A 16,427-nucleotide genomic window follows, 5' to 3' on the forward strand; every position below is an offset into this window, starting at 1 on the left:
AAGTTGTTCAAGATTACGTTAAGATGGAAAGCATTACCAAATGCATGGTGGCGTGTGACAGCTGTCGTTGTCATCCCACTGTCATCTTGTTGTCGTCAAATGCACCCAGATAAAGGATACCGCCGTGGCTTTTACCAACAGTCAGCGTTACTACCCTGAAACCCGGATGCGCCGCATGCGCGCTGATGAATTCTCCCGTCGTCTGATGCGAGAAAGCAGCCTGAGCACCGATGACCTGATCTATCCGGTCTTTGTGCTGGAGGGTGAGGGGCAGGTAGAGGCGGTGCCCTCGATGCCGGGTGTGAAACGCTACAGCATCGACCTGCTGCTTGAGAAAGCGCGCGAGTGGCATGCGCTGGGCATTCCGGCACTGGCACTTTTCCCGGTCACGCCCGCCAGCGTCAAGAGCGAGCTGGCAGAGGAGGCGTTCAACCCTCAGGGGCTGGTGCAGCGTGCCGTGCGGGCGCTCAAGGCGGCGCTGCCGGAGCTGGGCATCATGACTGATGTGGCGCTGGACCCGTTCACGACCCATGGTCAGGACGGCATCATCGATGAAAACGGCTATGTTTTGAATGACCGCACTGTGGATACGCTGGTGCGTCAGGCCGTGTCACATGCAGAAGCCGGTGCCGACATCGTGGCGCCCAGCGACATGATGGATGGCCGTATCGGGGTGATCCGTGACGAGTTGGAAAGTCATGGCTTTGTGAATACGCGCATCATGGCGTACTCGGCCAAGTATGCAAGTGCTTACTATGGTCCTTTCCGCGACGCTGTGGGTTCCGCCGGCAATCTGGGCAAGGGCAACAAGTCCAGCTACCAGATGGATCCGGCCAACACGGACGAGGCTCTGCATGAAGTCGCACTGGACCTGGCAGAAGGGGCCGACATGGTGATGGTCAAACCCGGCATGCCCTATCTGGATATCGTGCGCCGCGTCAAAAACGAGCTGAAAGCGCCGACGTTCGCCTACCAGGTCAGCGGTGAGTATGCGATGCACATGGCCGCGTTTCAGAACGGCTGGCTGGATGAAGAGGCCGTCATCATGGAGAGCCTGCTCAGCTTCAAGCGGGCAGGTGCCGATGGCATTTTGACCTATTTTGCCGTCAGGGCGGCCGAAATACTTAACCGCTGATAGAAGTGGATGCAGATGGACGACAGCTTGAATCCAGGAGGCGATACGATGAACGACAACATACAGGAACCGGCCTTTCAGCCGGAGCAGCAGGAAGCCACCGCCGCGCTGGTGGAGAGCCGCGAGATTCTGCCAACGATCGACCCGATTGAAGAAGTACCGGTCGATCTCAAGGCACCTGAGCTGTATATCAACCGTGAGCTGAGCCATCTGCAGTTTAACGTGCGCGTACTGGAGCAGGCGCTGGACGAAAGCTATCCCCTGCTTGAGCGGCTGATGTTCCTGCTGATTTTTTCCAGCAACCTGGACGAGTTTTTCGAAATTCGGGTGGCGGAGCAGTTGCGTCAGCTCAAGTACGGGCGTGAAGCCGTGGGGCCGGATGCGATGCATCCGCAGAAGGTGCTCGACAAGATCAGCGAGATCTGCGCCGTCAACGTGGACCGTCAGTACAAGATTCTGAACGAGATCATGTTCCCGGCGCTGGAAGCGGAAGATATCAAGTTCCTGCGCCGTGCCGACTGGACCGATGCCCAGCGGGAGTGGGTCAAGGAGTATTTTGAAGACCAGTTGCTGCCGGTGATCAGCCCCATCGGGCTGGATCCGTCGCATCCCTTCCCGCGGCTGGTCAACAAGAGTCTGAACTTCATCGTCGAGCTGGACGGCAAGGATGCGTTCGGCCGTGAAACCGGCATGGCGATCATCCCGGCGCCGCGCTCCCTGCCGCGCCTGATTCGGCTGCCGGACGAGCTGTGCGATGGCGGTGACAACCTGATCTTCCTGTCGTCCATCATCCACGAATTTGCCGAAGAGCTGTTCCCCGGCATGAAGGTGGACGGCTGCTTCCAGTTCCGTATTACCCGTAACGCGGACCTGAGCTTTGATTTTGAAGAGATCGAAGACCTGGCCCGCGCCCTGCGGGGCGAGCTGCATTCGCGCAAGTTCGGTGATGCCGTCCGCCTTGAGGTGGACAGCCGGACCCCGGCGGAGCTGATCAGTTTCCTGCAGGCGGAGTTCAATCTGCCGGACAGCCATGTGTATCGCGTTAACGGCCCGGTCAACCTGACCCGTCTGATGGCCGTGCGTGATCTGGTCGAGCGGCCGGACCTGCGCTGGAAGCCCTTTACGCCGGGCATGCCCAACAAGCTGAAAAACACCGAGGATATCTTTGCGGTCCTGCGCAAGAACGACCAGCTGCTGCAGCACCCCTTCCAGTCGTTTACGCCGGTCGTCGATCTGCTGCGTCAGGCGGCCAAGGATCCTCAGGTGGTGGCGATCAAGCAGACGCTGTACCGCACCGGCGTCAAGTCCGATATCGTCAACGCGCTGGTGGAAGCGGCGCGCAACGGCAAGGAAGTCACCGTGGTGATCGAGCTGCGGGCCCGTTTTGACGAAGAGAGCAACCTGCAGCTGGCCAGCCGCCTGCAGGAAGCAGGCTGCCTCGTGGTATATGGCGTGGTGGGCTACAAGACCCATGCCAAGATGATGCTGGTGGTACGCCGGGAGGGCGCAGATCTGGTGCGCTACAGTCACCTGGGCACCGGGAACTACCACTCGGGCACGGCGCGCCTGTACACGGACTACAGCTACATGACCGCCGATGATGAAGTCGGGGAAGATGTACACAAGATCTTCCAGCAGCTCACCGGCATGGGCAAAATCCAGAAACTGCAAAAACTCTACAACGCGCCCTTTACCCTGCATGCCAAGATGCTGGACCTGATCCAGAACGAAATTCGCAATGTGAAGGCGGGCAAAAAGGGTCACATCATCATCAAGGTGAATGGGCTGACCGAACCCAAGCTGATTCGGGCGCTGTATGAAGCCTCCCAGGCCGGTGTTCAAATCGATCTGATTATCCGAGGCATGTGTCGCCTGCGCCCGGGGCTGGAAGGCATCTCCGACAATATCCGCGTGCGCTCCATTATCGGCCGTTTCCTGGAGCACACCCGCATCTACTGGTTCGCCAACGAAGGCGGCAAGCCGGTCGTGATCGGGTCCAGTGCCGACTGGATGGAGCGCAACATGCTCAACCGTGTCGAAACCGGCTTTGAACTGTTCGGCAAGCATGCCGAGCGCATTCGTAATGAGCTGGAATACTACCTGCGAGATAACGTCCAGGCCTGGGAGCTGCACTCCGATGGCAGCTACAGCCTGGTGCAGCCGGCCGAAAGTGAAGAGCGGGTCAGCGCCCAGCAGAAGCTGCTGGACGATCTGGCCCTGTTCTGATCAGCGCAGCAGCGCCCGGAAGCCGCTGCGGTAGTCCGGGTACTGAAAGCGGTATCCGCTGGCCCTGAGCCGGCGGTTGCTGCAGCGCTTGCTGCCACCCCGGCGTACCTCTTCGCGCCGGGTAATATCGACCCCCAGCTGCTCGGCCAGCCACTCCATCACTTCGTGAATGGGCGTCGGTGCATCATCGCTGGCCAGATACAGCGGCTTGAGTGCCTTGCCATCTTCCAGCAGTTGCAGCAGGTGGTGGAGTACCCCCACACAGTCGTCCCGGTGAATACGGTTACTGAAGTGAATCGGCTCTGACGGGGCTGCGATGCCGGCCATCACCTTGCGCAGCAGGTGGTCACGCCCGGGGCCGTAGATGCCGCTGAAGCGGACCACGGTGGCCGGAATGCCGCTGTTCAGCGCCAACTGCTCACTGGCCAGCAACGCCTTGCCGCTTTCGGTGGTGGGTTGCACCGGCGACTGCTCATCGACCCAATCATGCTCGTGTTGATGGTAGACACCCGTGCTGCCGGTCAGAAACAGGTGGCGTGGCGGGACCGGCAAGGCGGCCAGCAGGTTGCGCAGGCTGTCCACGTAGGTGTGCTGGTAGGCTCCCGGCTCACGGCTTTTGGGTGCCGCGGTAAAGAACAGATGGTCACACTCCGGCAGCTCGGTCAGAGTTTCGGGCCGGGTCATATCTGCGGCAATGCCGTGGATGCCTTGGGGCAGCTGGTTTATAGTACGCCGAAGGCCAAACACCTGTGCCCCCTCGGCGGCCAGTTTGAGCCCAAGGCGGGTTCCAATGTCGCCACAGCCGGCGATGAGCACGCGTTGTTCCTGCATGTTGCCCCCTATTGAAAGTCGAGTTGTCCATCCTAACAGAGGTACGTCCCCATGACGTTGACAGAGCTGCGATACATAGTGACCCTGGCCCGGGAGCAGCATTTTGGTCATGCTGCCGAGCGCTGCTATGTCAGCCAGCCCACCCTGTCGATCGCGGTAAAAAAGCTTGAAGAAGAGCTGGGCGTCGCTCTGTTCGAGCGCAGCAAGAATGCCGTACGCGTGACCCCGGTTGGTGAAAAGGTCGTCCGTCAGGCCCAAACCGTGCTGGAGCAGGCGGAAGCGATCAAGGAGCTGGCGCGGGAAGGCAAGGACCAGCTGGCCAGCCCGCTGCGGATTGGTGCGATCTACACCATCGGGCCTTACCTGTTTCCGCAGCTGATTCCCCAGATTCAGCGTCTGGCACCGGATATGCCGCTCTATATCGAAGAGAATTTCACTGACAACCTGCGCACCAAGATTCGCAACGGGGAGCTGGATGCGATCATCATCGCGCTGCCATTCCATGAGGCGGATGTGCTGACACGCCCGTTGTATGACGAGCCCTTCCTGATGGCCATGCCCAAGGGGCATGAACTGGCCAGCCAGAGCGAGATTGATACCCGCCAGATGAACGAGATCCGCATGCTGCTGCTGGGTGAAGGGCACTGCTTCCGCGATCAGGTACTGGAAGCCTGCCCGACCCTGAACCAGTCGTTCCATGACCAGCATACGGTGACAGAAGGCAGTTCGCTGGAGACGATTCGGATGATGGTGGCGTCGGGGCTGGGCACCAGTGTCTTGCCTCTCTCGGCCGTTGAAAACCATCCGACCAGTGACCTGATCGAAATACGCCCGTTCAAGCAGCCCCAGCCGATGCGTACCGTCGCCGTGGCCTGGCGGGCCAGTTTTCCGCGACCCAAGGCGATCGATGTGCTGGTCGAAGCGATCAACCACTGTCAGGTGAAGGCCGCGAGTGATGACTCCACCTGACAACGGCGTGTCCGTTACTACCCTCAAGGGCGTAGGGACGGCACTTTCGCTCAAGCTTGAGCGGTTGGGTATTCATACGGTGCAGGATCTGCTGCTGCACCTGCCGCTGCGCTATCAGGATCGCACCCGTGTTGTTCCTGTGGGCAGCCTGCGCTCAGGGGACGAAGCCCTGATAGAAGGCACGGTGCGCGCGGCCGATATCGCGCAGGGGCGCAGGCGCAGCCTGATGTGCAGGATTCAGGATGGCAGTGGTTCCCTGACGTTACGCTTTTTTCACTTCCGAGCCGCGCAGAAGAACAGCTTCCAGCCGAGCACGCGTCTGCTCTGCTTTGGCGAGGCCCGTCCGGGGCCGGGTGGCCTTGAAATGGTTCACCCCGAGTACAAGTTGCTGAAAGGCGATGGGCCGGCGGTCATGTCCGAGCAGCTGACGCCGGTGTATCCGCTGACGGAAGGGCTGACACAGGGGCGTATCCGCAGCCTGATTACATTGGCACTGGAATGGATGCGGGATCAGGGCTTGAAAGACCTGCTGCCGGATACATTGCTTCAGCAATGGAAACTGCCGAGCCTGCCTGATTCCCTGGAATACCTGCACAACCCGCCGGTCGATGCGGACCAGTCGCTGCTGCTGGACGGAAAGCATCCGGCGCAGCGCCGGTTGGCGATGGAGGAGCTGCTGGCGCACCACTTGTCGCTGCAGAAGGCGCGGGAGCGGGTACAGCAGCAGGGGGCACCTGCTCTCAAGGCGACCGGTGCGTTCAGCCGTCCCTTTCTGGCCGGGCTGCCGTTCGAGCTGACCGGCGCGCAGCTGCGAGTGGCGCGAGAAGTGGCCCGAGACCTGCAGCAGCCGCTGCCCATGCTGCGGCTGGTGCAGGGGGATGTCGGGTCAGGCAAAACCGTAGTGGCGGCGCTGGCGGCATTGCAGGCGGTTGAAAACGGCTTGCAGGCGGCGGTCATGGCGCCGACCGAGATACTGGCCGAGCAGCACCATATCAACTTCAGTCACTGGCTGGAGCCGCTCGGTATTCGGGTGGCCTGGCTGGCCGGCAAGGTCAAGGGCAAGGCGCGTGAGGCCCAGCTGGAGGCGATTCGCAGCGGCGAGGCCCAGATTGTGGTCGGCACCCATGCCCTGTTTCAGGAAGAGGTCCGGTTTGCGGATCTGGGGGTCGTGGTGATCGATGAGCAGCACCGCTTCGGGGTGCACCAGCGCCTGAGCCTGAAAGAAAAGGGACGCAACGGTGAGCGCAGCCCGCATCAGCTGATCATGACGGCAACCCCCATCCCCCGCACGCTGACCATGAGTGCCTATGCAGATCTGGACTGCTCGATCATCGATGAGTTGCCACCGGGCCGAACGCCGGTACAAACGGTCGTGGTGGCTGATTCCCGCCGTGACCAGGTGGTGGAGCGGGTACGTCAGGCCTGTGACGAAGGGCGCCAGGCCTATTGGGTCTGCACCCTGATTGAAGAATCCGAGGCCCTTCAGTGTGAAGCAGCCGAGGTGACAGCCGAGCGTCTCAAGGAGGCGCTGCCGCAGCTGCGGATCGGCCTGGTCCATGGACGCATGAAGCCGGCGGAAAAGGCGGATATCATGGCGCGCTTCAAGGCGGCCGAGCTGGACCTGCTGGTTGCGACCACGGTGATTGAAGTCGGTGTGGACGTGCCTAACGCAAGTCTGATGATTATCGAGAACCCGGAGCGGCTCGGGCTGGCCCAGCTGCACCAGCTGCGTGGACGGGTCGGGCGCGGCAGTGTCGAAAGCTACTGTGTGCTGATGTACCATGCGCCGCTTTCCAAACAGGGGCGTGAACGTCTGGGTGTCATGCGCGAGACGACGGACGGTTTCCGCATTGCCGAAAAGGATCTGGAGCTGCGGGGGCCCGGTGAAGTGCTGGGCACACGGCAGACCGGCATGATGCAGTTTCGTATTGCCGATCTGCAGCGTGACGCGGACCTCTTGCCCCGTATCCATCAGGTGGCCCTCGAACTGAAAACAGAGCCCGCACTGAATGATGCTTTGATCCGGCGCTGGCTGGGAACAGGAGATATGTATGCACAGGTTTAATACCCACCGGCAGCCGCCTACGGACGCGCAGCTGGCGCTGATTGAGCAGCAGATCGGGCGTGAGCCACGCGGGATCGAGGCCGTGGCCTGTGCCACGGATACCGGACTGCCGCTGGTGTTGCAGATGCGTACGCTGGTCGCGGACCAGCCGTTCCCCACACTGTATTGGCTGTGTGGTCGTGACCTGTGTCGTGCCATCGGGCGCATCGAGGACAGTGGTTGGGTGAAGCAGATTGAGCAGGCGTTACAGGATGACGAGGACCTGCGCGAGACCTATCTGGCGCAGCAGCAGCGCTATGTGGAGCGACGCTGGGCGCTGATGCGGGAAGAGGACCGACAGCGCATTGAACAGCTGGGATTTACCGAGCTGTTTGACCGCTATGGCATTGGCGGGATCGCCCAGTGGGACAAGGTGCGGTGCCTGCACATGCAGTATGCCCACTGGCTGGCGGAGGGGGATAACATCATCGGGGAACGCCTGGAGCAGGCCTTTTCGCCCAGCACGCTGGACATGAAACTCTGAAAACACAAACGGCGACCCGAGGTCGCCGTTTGTTGAATACCGTTGCGGGCCGCTTACTTGCCGGTCAGCTTGTGGTACTTGTCCATCAGCATATCTTCGGTCTCAACGTGATCCGGATCTTTCGGGATACAGTCGACCGGGCACACTTCCACACATTGTGGCGTGTCGTAGTGACCTACACACTCGGTACATTTGTTCGGGTCGATTTCATAAATCTCGTCCCCCGGAGAGATCGCCTCATTCGGGCATTCCGGCTCACATACATCACAGTTGATGCATTCATCAGTAATCATCAATGCCATGACTGGCTACCTCACTCAATCTGACAGGTTCTTTATTGCTGGCTCAGGTGCTGCTCAAGTGCTTGGGCAACGGCCGGGTGCACAAACTGGCTCACATCTCCGCCCAGTGACGCGATTTCGCGAATCAGGGTGGAGGAGATGAACGACAGGTGCTCGGCCGGTGTCAGGAACAGACTTTCGGCCTGAGGCGCCAGCTTGCGGTTCATGTTGGCCAGTTGAAATTCGAACTCGAAGTCCGAGACGGCACGCAGGCCGCGCAGAATAATGTTGGCCTTCTGGTCCTGGACCAGTGTTGCCAACAGACAGTCAAATCCGATGACCTCGACGTTTGGCAGATGTTCGAGGGCGGTCTTGGCCAGCTCCACGCGCTGTTCCAGCGGCAGCATGGGGCGCTTCTTGGGGCTTGCAGCCACCGCGACCACAACCCGGTCGAACAGACGCGCTGCGCGTCCCACCAGGTCGGAATGGCCATTGGTGATCGGATCAAAAGTACCGGGATAGATTGCCGTATTCATAGCGGTTCAGCTGACCTTCTGGTGGCTAATGGGCAACACTGTTGAGCGGGATGTTAGCCGAATTGTCACAGGGGCACAAATAGATTAGAGGAATGATAAGTATGCTTAAAGTTATTAAAAAATAATCTTTTATTTTTAAAGGTTATATTTGAGGGCGCCTTGAATATGACAGTTTGATGAAGCTCAGGCCGGGAGGCTTGTGCCCTTGCAGCGGCCACACTAGTGTCTATGCTCTTCATATACCTGTAGCAATGTAAATAAGGATATCCCGCCATGGCTCGACGGACTCGGGAAGAGGCCGAACAGACTCGCCAGACCCTTCTGACCACAGCACTGACGCTGTTCAGTGAGCAGGGGATTGGCACCACCACCCTGAAACAGATTGCGCGTGAGGCCGGCGTGACGCACGGTGCGGTATATTGGCATTTTCGCAATCGACCGGACCTGCTGGAACAGATTCACCATGCGTACATGCTGCCGTTTGAAGCGCAGTACCTGGAGCAGCGTCAAGGTGTGCAGCAGGATGCACTGGCGGCACTGGACCACTATTTTCTGGGCGTGCTCAGGGCCTTCAGTCAGGATGAGCAGGCGCAGCAGCTCTACCGCGTTTTCTATATGCCGGCCAGCCCGGTGGCCGACCTTGCCGGGCTCGAACAGCGGCTGGCGGATAATCGCCAGCTGTGGCAGGAGCAGCTGCGGTACTTCCTCAAGCAGGCCCGCAAACAGAAGCAGCTGCGCAAGAAAGCCTCACCTGCCGCACTGGCGCAGACGCTTCAGCTGATGCTGGATGGGCTGCTGTGCCAGTGGCTGCGCAGCGGTCAGGCGTTTGATCTGGTCGAACAGGGGCGCAGTCTGCTGGCGTTACTGCGCGACGGGCTGCCGGAGAAATAGCCGATAGGCCACCTGCCCCGCCTGCTTTTCCCGGTGCAGCTGCCAGTTGTCGGGCAGGCCCTCCAGCGCCAGCTCGGCTTCGGTTTCCAGGTAAATCAGGGCATGGGCCTGCAGCAGGTTACGTTCTTCCAATAATGTGCAGATCGGCAGGGCCATGTCCTGACGGAAAGGCGGGTCCAGAAAAACCAGATCATACCGCACCTCTTCATCCGCCTTTTGCTGGGCCAGCCAGTCCTGTGCTGAGGCCGCAATAATCTCGGCGTTCTGCGCCTTGAGCAGATTGAGGTTGGTGCGCAACTGGCTGATGACGGCCGGTGCCCGGTCGACGAAAGTGACGCTGCCGGCGCCGCGTGAGAGTGCCTCCAGCCCCAGTGCTCCGCTGCCGCTGAACAGATCCAGACACTGCGCACCCGGCAGGTCGGCCTGGACCCAGTTGAACAGCGTCTCGCGAACCCGGTCCGGCGTTGGCCGCAGGCCCTCAACGGCGGGAAAGTCCAGCTTGCGTCCGCGCCACTGGCCGCCAATGATGCGCAGGCTGGATCGAACGGCATCCACGCCATTTTTGGGGCGGGGCGGGCGGTGGTTATTGCGACGGGGCATAGCGGTCCTCGGTGGCACTGGGAAAGATCAGGCGACGATAACTATCAGAGGCGGGCCCCTGCTGCAAGCGCTGGTTGAGTGACGCGCGTTCGATCTGGGACAGTTTCGATGTGACGTCCGAGAACGGAGTGGGCGAGAGCCCGTATCGAGCCAGTTGCAGCAGCCAGCTTTGTGGCTGGCGCTCGGTCAGCGCTGTCCAGCCTGTGCGCCATTCCTGTTTGAGAGCCTCAAAGCGAGCGCCCTGGGGGCATTGCAGCAACTCGGTCAGCTCCAGTTGGCTGGGGGAGGGTATAAACAGGCTCAGTTGCCCGCCGGAGTGCCAGGCGCGCCAGCGCATGCGGATATCCGCGTGCCGAATGGCTGAGGTCTGATGGCGCAGACACTGGAGTGCCAGTTGCTGCTCCAGCCATTCATCCGCACTGGAAGGGGCCGGCCAGCGCCACTGATGTACTGTGCCGGCCGGTGCGCTACCGGGATGAGGCAGCAGCTGCATGAATAGACTGCTCTCGGGGGTTGGCTCAGCGGCTCTGGCTTGAGGGGCCACAAGGGGCTGCTGCTCTGGTGTCAGCAGGCTCAGGCGCCAGTGCTGCGGTGCCGTATACTGGCTGACGAGTTGAGCCGGGCGAGTATGCCAGCCCGAGGGCAGCGGCCCATCCAGCAGTTCGGGGAACGGCTGAGTGCCTTCGGATTGCTGCGCCAGATAATGCGCGGCACTCAGCTGCTCCAGCCGGGCACTCCAGTTGACTGTCGCAAAGTCGCCCAGCAAGTCGAGCAGCTCTTCGATGGCTGCGGGGGTAGGTGGTTGCTGGCTGAGCAGGCTGAGTCGCCACTCGGTTGGGTCCGATGCGTGCTGCAGCCCTTGCCAGCCCTTGCTGCGCAGCCACTGCTGCAGATCGGGCGATGTCAGGCGTGTCGACAGGAGTGAGGGAATCAGCCGGGCAGCCAGCCATTGATCCGCCGTCTCGGGGGGCGGCAGCGGCAGCTGTAACGCCAGCCGGTAGTTGTTGCGCGGCTGCGGTTGCTGGAACACGCGCCGCTCCGGATCCGCCAGTATCTGCGGCTCGCCGGGCATGGGGCCGAGCAGGGTGAGCAGCAAAATGATGCCGGGCAGCAGGATGATCAAGAGCCATAGCTGGCGTCGGCTCAGAAACGGTCGGTTCATAGGTGGCCCTGAATTGACTGGCGCCGGGTTGGTCGTGGGGGGCTCTGTGCTAAGATAGCGCCCCATTAGGTTTTGAACTCGCAGGCCTGTTTCCAGGCCCCTCTACCGCGGATATTACAGACTATGGAAGCGCTCTACACCTGGATGACCGAGCAGGGCATCGATCCTGCCATTTTGCCCTATCTGGCCGGTGCATTGGCCATTGTATTCTTGCTGATCGTTGTGCGTGTCATGCGCAAGCCGTCTGTGACGGATACGCAGCTGAACGCGCGTACCTCAACCGATGAAATCGCACCCAAGGCGGACGTTGCCGAGGCCGCGCGCCAGGTGGCCGAAGAGGCGGAGCAGCGCGCGAGCGAGGAAGCCGAGCGCAAGGCGGCCGAGGACGAGACTGCCCGTCAGGCGGCCGAGGCAGAAGCAGCACGTCAGGCGCGTGAAGAAGCCGAGCGCAAGGCGGCAGAAGAAGAGGCAGCCCGTCAGGCGGCCGAGGCAGAAGCGGAACGTCAGGCCCGTGAAGAAGCCGAGCGCAAGGCGGCAGAAGAAGAGGCGGCACATCAGGCGGCCGAGGCGGAAGCAGAACGTCAGGCCCGTGAAGAGGCCGGGCGCAAGGCTGCCGAGGAAGAGGCAGCCCGTCAGGCGGCTGAGGCGGAAGCGGAACGTCAGGCCCGTGAAGAAGCCGAGCGCAAGGCGGCAGAAGAAGAGGCGGCACGTCAGGCGGCCGAGGCGGAAGCAGAACGTCAGGCCCGCGAAGAGGCCGAGCGCAAGGCGGCAGAAGAAGAGGCGGCTCGTAAGGCGGCCGAGGCAGAAGCGGAACGTCAGGCCCGCGAAGAGGCAGAGCGTAAGGCTGCTGAAGAAGAGGCTGCTCGCAAGGCCGCAGAAGAGGAGGCAGCGCGCAAGGCCGCCGAGGAAAGCCCGGAGCAGAAAAAGGCCGGCTTTTTCTCACGCATTAAAACCGGCCTGAGTCGCACCAAGGCCAACCTGACCGAACAGCTCAGCGATCTCTTTCTGGGCGCGAAGGAGATTGATGATGATCTGCTGGAGGAGATCGAAACCACCCTGCTGATGGCGGATATCGGGGTAGAGGCGACCACGGAGATTATCGAACGCCTCACCGACCGGGTAGAACGCAACCAGCTCAAGGATGCAGAAGCGCTGAAACAGGCGCTCAAGGAGGAGCTGGGCGACCTGCTGGGCGGTGTTGAGCACCCGCTCAACCTGCCGGCAAAGAAACCGGCCGTGATCCTGATGGTCGGCGTCAACGGTGTGGGCAAGACGACCACCATTGGCAAGCTGGCCAAGCGGTTCCAGAACGAAGGCAAGTCCGTCATGCTGGCGGCGGGTGATACCTTCCGTGCCGCTGCCGTTGAGCAGCTTCAGGTGTGGGGCGAGCGCAACAGCGTACCGGTGGTGGCTCAGCACACCGGTGCAGACTCGGCATCCGTGATCTTTGATGCCCTGCAATCGGCCCAGTCGCGAGAAATCGATGTATTGATCGCCGATACCGCGGGTCGTCTTCAGAACAAGGACAACCTGATGCAGGAGCTGGAAAAGGTCGTGCGCGTGATGAAAAAGCTCGACCCCGACGCCCCGCATGAGGTGATGCTGGTGCTGGATGCCGGCACGGGCCAGAACGCCATCAGCCAGGCCAAACAGTTCAAGGAGTCGGTGGGCGTGACCGGTATTACCCTGACCAAGCTGGACGGTACCGCCAAGGGCGGCATTATTTTTGCCATTGCCAAGCAGTTTGGCCTGCCCATCCGCTTTATCGGGGTGGGTGAGCAGGTAGATGATCTGCGTCCGTTTGAAGCGGACGAGTTCGTACAGGCATTGTTCGAGGACTGACCGGGAGCCTGTTATGGCCGCCATTCGCTTCAGTAATGTATTCAAGCGCTACGCCAGCGGGCAGGATGCCCTGCTGGGCGTGAACTTCGAGCTGGCATCCGGTGAGATGTGCTTTCTCACCGGCCACTCGGGGGCGGGCAAAAGTACCCTGCTGAAGCTGATCATGCTGATGGAGCGGCCCAGTCGCGGCCAGGTCTGGGTGGGTCAGCAGGACCTGTCCAAACTGCACCGTGCCCAGATTCCGCTGCTGCGCCGTCAGGTCGGCGTGGTGTTTCAGAACCACCAGCTCCTGTTTGATCGCAGCGTGTTCGACAATGTCGCCCTGCCACTGCAGATCAGCGGGTATGATCCGGCCGATGCCGCGCGCCGGGTCAGGGCCGCGCTCGATAAGGTCGGACTGCTGGATCGTGAGCGGCATAACCCGGTGACGCTGTCCACGGGTGAACAGCAGCGGGTGGGGATTGCCCGTGCCATCGTCCACAAGCCGCGCCTGCTGCTGGCGGATGAGCCGACCGGGAACCTGGACCCGGAACTGTCGGAAGACATCATGCGCCTGTTCGGGCAGTTCAATCAGATCGGCACCACCGTGCTGATTGCCAGCCACGACCACTCATTGATCAACCGGATGCACCACCGAGTGCTGACGCTTAGAAATGGACGCCTGATCGCCGATGACTAAACGCACTGCGCCTGATACGCCCCCTCGCCGCGGTGCACGTCAGCACCGGGTAGATTCTTCCGACCGTCGTCGCAGCTGGCGTCGTCACCACGCCAGCGTGGCGCGAGGGGCGTTGCTGCGTCTGCGTCAGACACCGGTCGCATCCACCATGACACTGGCCGTACTGGCCATCGCGCTGGCCCTGCCGGGCTTTTTGCTGACAGTTCTGACCAACCTGCAGGCACTGACCGCAGGCTGGGACACCCAGCCGCGCATCGCTCTTTATATGCAGACAGAGCTGAGCGACGCGGCCATTGACCGTTTCAGTCGAGAGTTGCTGTTGCGGGACGACCTGAGTGGCGTTGAGCTGATCAGCCGGCAGAAGGGGCTGGAGGAGTTCAGCGAATACTCCGCTTTTTCCGACCTGCTGGAGCAACTGGAGGCCAATCCGTTGCCGGCGGTGATTATGGTCACGCCCCTGTCGGATGATCCGGTCAAGCTGCCGCTGCTGAAAACGGAGCTGGCGGGGCTGTCGCAGGTGTCCGAGGCGGTGCTGGACATGGAGTGGGTACAGCGGCTGGAAGCCGTGCTGGCGCTGGCGCAGCGCGGCAGCTATGTACTGGGCGGGTTGCTGGCACTGGCGGTATTGCTGGTGGTGGGCAACACCGTTCGGATGACCATCGAAAGCCGGCGTGACGAAATTCTGGTCAGCAAGCTGGTCGGGGCAACCGATGCCTGGGTACGTCGCCCGTTTCTGTACAGCGGTTTCTGGTTTGGTCTGCTGGGCGGTGTGCTGGCCTGGCTGCTGGTGCAACTGGCTCTGTTGATGCTGGAGGCTCCGGCGCGCGCACTGGCCGAGCTGTACCTGAATCGGTTTGAGCTGCAGGGGCTGGGGCTTGAGGGCTCGGTGCTGATGCTGGGAGCCTCGGTGCTGCTGGGCTGGGTCGGGTCCTGGCTGGCGGTGGCCCGTCACCTGCGTGAAATCGAACCGGGTGAAGTGTAAGTCGGTTGCAATACTTGCGCTGTATCCTGAATCGCGTTAGATTTTTCTGTCCTTTGCCAGTTTGACGGCGCTGAAGTGGAACTTTCGCCGCTGAATAGCGTCACAAACGTGAATATAGTGAATACTGCGAGGTCATTCCTGAATGGGCACAAGCTTGCAAGTTGTTGAACATCTGTCACCGGGCCGCAATGTCGATGCCTATGTTCAGACTGTGAGTGCCATTCCGATTCTCTCCGCCGAGGAGGAACGGGATCTGGCAGAGCGCCTGCATTACCAGAGCGATCTTGAAGCGGCACGACAGCTGGTCATGTCGCACCTGCGTTTCGTGGTTCACATTGCCCGCAGCTACTCCGGCTACGGTCTGCCGCTGGGCGATCTGATCCAGGAAGGCAATGTCGGCCTGATGAAGGCCGTTAAGCGTTTTGATCCCACCATGGGTGTGCGTCTGGTGTCCTTTGCCGTGCACTGGATCAAGGCGGAGATGCATGAATTTATCCTGCGTAACTGGCGCATCGTGAAGATCGCCACCACCAAGGCTCAGCGCAAGCTGTTCTTCAACCTGCGCTCGCAGAAGAAGAAACTGAACTGGATGACCAACGAGGAAGTCCAGGCGGTGGCTGAGGATCTGGGCGTCGATGCCAAGGTGGTGCGTCAGATGGAAGGCCGCATGGCGTCCACGGATACCGCCTTCGATGCACCTGCCAGCGAAGACGAAGAGAGCACCTACCTGTCGCCGTCTGCCTATCTGGAAGACCAGTCGGCTGATCCGGCTGTTCAGCTGGAAGAGGCCAACTGGGAAGAAGATGCCCAGCGTCGTCTGCTCAGTGCGATGGAAAATCTGGACGATCGCAGCCGCAGCATTCTGGCGCGCCGCTGGCTGGCAGAAGACAAGGCGACGCTGCATGAGCTGGCTGCGGAATACCAGGTTTCGGCCGAGCGCATCCGCCAGCTGGAAAAGAACGCCATGAAGAAAATACGCGGTGCGATGCTGACGGCCTGAGCCGGGCATTCACCAGAACACAAGCCGCCCCGTGCGGCTTTTTTCATTTCGGGCCCGTGCCTGAGCCATTATAATGCCATCGCGAGAAATCAAATGTCGGCACGCACTGTCCTGATGCTGGCTGCCCTGCTGGGTGCACTGGCGGTCATGCTGGGGGCCTTTGCCGCCCACGGCCTGCGTGAGCAGCTGAGTCCGCGCCTGTTGGAGGTCTTTCGGACCGGAGTCGATTACCAGTTCTGGCATGTGCTGGCGTTGCTGGCGGTGGGGCTACTGCAGCAACGCGAGGCACGTTTCGGTTTCAGTCTGAGTGCCGGTGCGTTTCTGGTCGGTATTCTGCTGTTCAGTGGCAGCTTTTACGTGCTGGCATTGAGCGGTACCCACTGGCTGGGCATGATCACCCCGGTGGGGGGCGTTGCGTTCATTGTTGGCTGGCTTAGCCTGGCCGTTACATTGCTTATACAAGGTAAACAGAATGCAGATTCAGGTGAACGGTGAGGCGCTGGAGGTGCAGGAAAGTACCACTCTGGCGGACCTGACCGAGCAGCTTCAGTTGACGGGAAAACGGATTGCGATCGAGCTCAATCTTGAGATCATTCCGCGCAGCGAACATGCCGCAACCCGCCTTTCGAGCGGCGACCGCGTGGAAATAGTCCATGCCATTGGCGGCGGTTAACAGCCGAACCTGCCTGCTCGACGTGCTCACTT

General features: G+C 61.0%; 17 protein-coding genes. 12 read left to right on the plus strand and 5 right to left on the minus strand.

Going from position 1 to position 16,427, the window contains the following annotated elements:
* The first annotated feature begins 124 nt into the window (after positions 1 to 124).
* Both hemB and ppk1 read left to right on the plus strand, forming a co-directional pair.
* A complete protein-coding gene (gene hemB / locus H9C73_RS00115; protein ID WP_209285743.1) occupies positions 125 to 1,135 on the plus strand; it encodes a porphobilinogen synthase in 1,011 nt (336 codons plus the stop codon).
* Positions 1,136 to 1,183: 48 nt separating this feature from the next.
* Positions 1,184 to 3,361: a polyphosphate kinase 1 gene (gene ppk1, locus H9C73_RS00120; RefSeq protein ID WP_209285744.1), complete on the plus strand. Its 2,178-nt coding sequence runs from the start codon at positions 1,184 to 1,186 to the stop codon at positions 3,359 to 3,361.
* Here ppk1 and H9C73_RS00125 read toward each other — a convergent pair whose 3' ends face one another.
* Entirely contained in the window at positions 3,362 to 4,192 is an 831-nt protein-coding gene (locus tag H9C73_RS00125; protein ID WP_209285745.1) for an SDR family oxidoreductase, read from the minus strand.
* A gap of 51 nt (positions 4,193 to 4,243) precedes the next feature.
* On the opposite strand from H9C73_RS00125, the gene H9C73_RS00130 reads away from it, so the two are divergent.
* From H9C73_RS00130 to H9C73_RS00140, 3 genes are read left to right on the plus strand one after another with little or no spacing between them, the layout of a single operon-like run.
* Positions 4,244 to 5,161 carry a hydrogen peroxide-inducible genes activator gene (locus H9C73_RS00130; protein ID WP_209285746.1) on the plus strand — a complete coding sequence of 306 codons (918 nt, stop codon included), beginning with the start codon at positions 4,244 to 4,246 and terminating at the stop codon, positions 5,159 to 5,161.
* Entirely contained in the window at positions 5,148 to 7,226 is a 2,079-nt protein-coding gene (gene recG / locus H9C73_RS00135; protein ID WP_209285961.1) for an ATP-dependent DNA helicase RecG, read from the plus strand. Before H9C73_RS00130 ends, recG begins: the two co-directional genes overlap by 14 nt.
* Entirely contained in the window at positions 7,213 to 7,749 is a 537-nt protein-coding gene (locus tag H9C73_RS00140; protein WP_209285747.1) for a DUF501 domain-containing protein, read from the plus strand. Before recG ends, H9C73_RS00140 begins: the two co-directional genes overlap by 14 nt.
* Positions 7,750 to 7,802: 53 nt before the next feature.
* On the opposite strand, the gene H9C73_RS00145 is transcribed toward H9C73_RS00140, so the two are convergent.
* Positions 7,803 to 8,051 carry a YfhL family 4Fe-4S dicluster ferredoxin gene (locus tag H9C73_RS00145; protein ID WP_209285748.1) on the minus strand — a complete coding sequence of 83 codons (249 nt, stop codon included), beginning with the start codon at positions 8,049 to 8,051 and terminating at the stop codon, positions 7,803 to 7,805.
* A gap of 32 nt (positions 8,052 to 8,083) precedes the next feature.
* The gene (coaD, locus tag H9C73_RS00150) at positions 8,084 to 8,566 is read right to left on the minus strand and encodes a pantetheine-phosphate adenylyltransferase (protein ID WP_209285749.1); all 483 of its coding nucleotides are present in this window, start codon (positions 8,564 to 8,566) and stop codon (positions 8,084 to 8,086) included.
* A 273-nt stretch (positions 8,567 to 8,839) separates the two neighbouring features.
* Here coaD and H9C73_RS00155 point away from each other — a divergent pair, with 273 nt between their 5' ends.
* On the plus strand, positions 8,840 to 9,457 hold the full coding sequence (locus tag H9C73_RS00155; protein ID WP_209285750.1) for a TetR family transcriptional regulator: 618 nt from the start codon (positions 8,840 to 8,842) through the stop codon (positions 9,455 to 9,457).
* Here H9C73_RS00155 and rsmD read toward each other — a convergent pair.
* A complete protein-coding gene (rsmD, locus tag H9C73_RS00160; protein ID WP_209285751.1) occupies positions 9,428 to 10,057 on the minus strand; it encodes a 16S rRNA (guanine(966)-N(2))-methyltransferase RsmD in 630 nt (209 codons plus the stop codon). The two genes, H9C73_RS00155 and rsmD, sit on opposite strands and share 30 nt — an antisense overlap.
* Positions 10,041 to 11,219: a hypothetical protein gene (locus tag H9C73_RS00165; protein WP_209285752.1), complete on the minus strand. Its 1,179-nt coding sequence runs from the start codon at positions 11,217 to 11,219 to the stop codon at positions 10,041 to 10,043. The genes rsmD and H9C73_RS00165 overlap by 17 nt, the downstream gene beginning before the upstream one ends.
* 123 nt (positions 11,220 to 11,342) lie before the next feature.
* On the opposite strand from H9C73_RS00165, the gene ftsY reads away from it, so the two are divergent.
* The 6 genes from ftsY to thiS all read left to right on the plus strand — a co-directional run bounded on the left by ftsY (position 11,343) and on the right by thiS (position 16,395).
* On the plus strand, positions 11,343 to 13,061 hold the full coding sequence (gene ftsY, locus H9C73_RS00170) for a signal recognition particle-docking protein FtsY (RefSeq protein WP_236013987.1): 1,719 nt from the start codon (positions 11,343 to 11,345) through the stop codon (positions 13,059 to 13,061).
* A 13-nt stretch (positions 13,062 to 13,074) separates the two neighbouring features.
* Positions 13,075 to 13,740, plus strand: coding sequence for a cell division ATP-binding protein FtsE (ftsE, locus tag H9C73_RS00175; protein ID WP_209285753.1), 666 nt, complete (start codon positions 13,075 to 13,077; stop codon positions 13,738 to 13,740).
* A complete protein-coding gene (gene ftsX / locus H9C73_RS00180; RefSeq protein WP_209285754.1) occupies positions 13,733 to 14,722 on the plus strand; it encodes a permease-like cell division protein FtsX in 990 nt (329 codons plus the stop codon). The genes ftsE and ftsX overlap by 8 nt, the downstream gene beginning before the upstream one ends.
* Before the next feature lie 142 nt (positions 14,723 to 14,864).
* Positions 14,865 to 15,722, plus strand: a complete 858-nt coding sequence (gene rpoH / locus H9C73_RS00185; protein ID WP_209285755.1) for an RNA polymerase sigma factor RpoH — start codon at positions 14,865 to 14,867, stop codon at positions 15,720 to 15,722.
* Between the two features lie 93 nt (positions 15,723 to 15,815).
* Positions 15,816 to 16,217, plus strand: a complete 402-nt coding sequence (locus tag H9C73_RS00190) for a DUF423 domain-containing protein (protein ID WP_209285756.1) — start codon at positions 15,816 to 15,818, stop codon at positions 16,215 to 16,217.
* Complete coding sequence (gene thiS, locus H9C73_RS00195; RefSeq protein WP_209285757.1) at positions 16,195 to 16,395, plus strand: sulfur carrier protein ThiS; 201 nt, start codon at positions 16,195 to 16,197, stop codon at positions 16,393 to 16,395. The genes H9C73_RS00190 and thiS overlap by 23 nt, the downstream gene beginning before the upstream one ends.
* Positions 16,396 to 16,427: the final 32 nt, after the last annotated feature.

Origin of the sequence: Marinobacterium alkalitolerans, from assembly GCF_017776525.1 — a bacterium.
Classification (GTDB): Bacteria; Pseudomonadota; Gammaproteobacteria; order Pseudomonadales; family Balneatricaceae; genus Marinobacterium; species Marinobacterium alkalitolerans.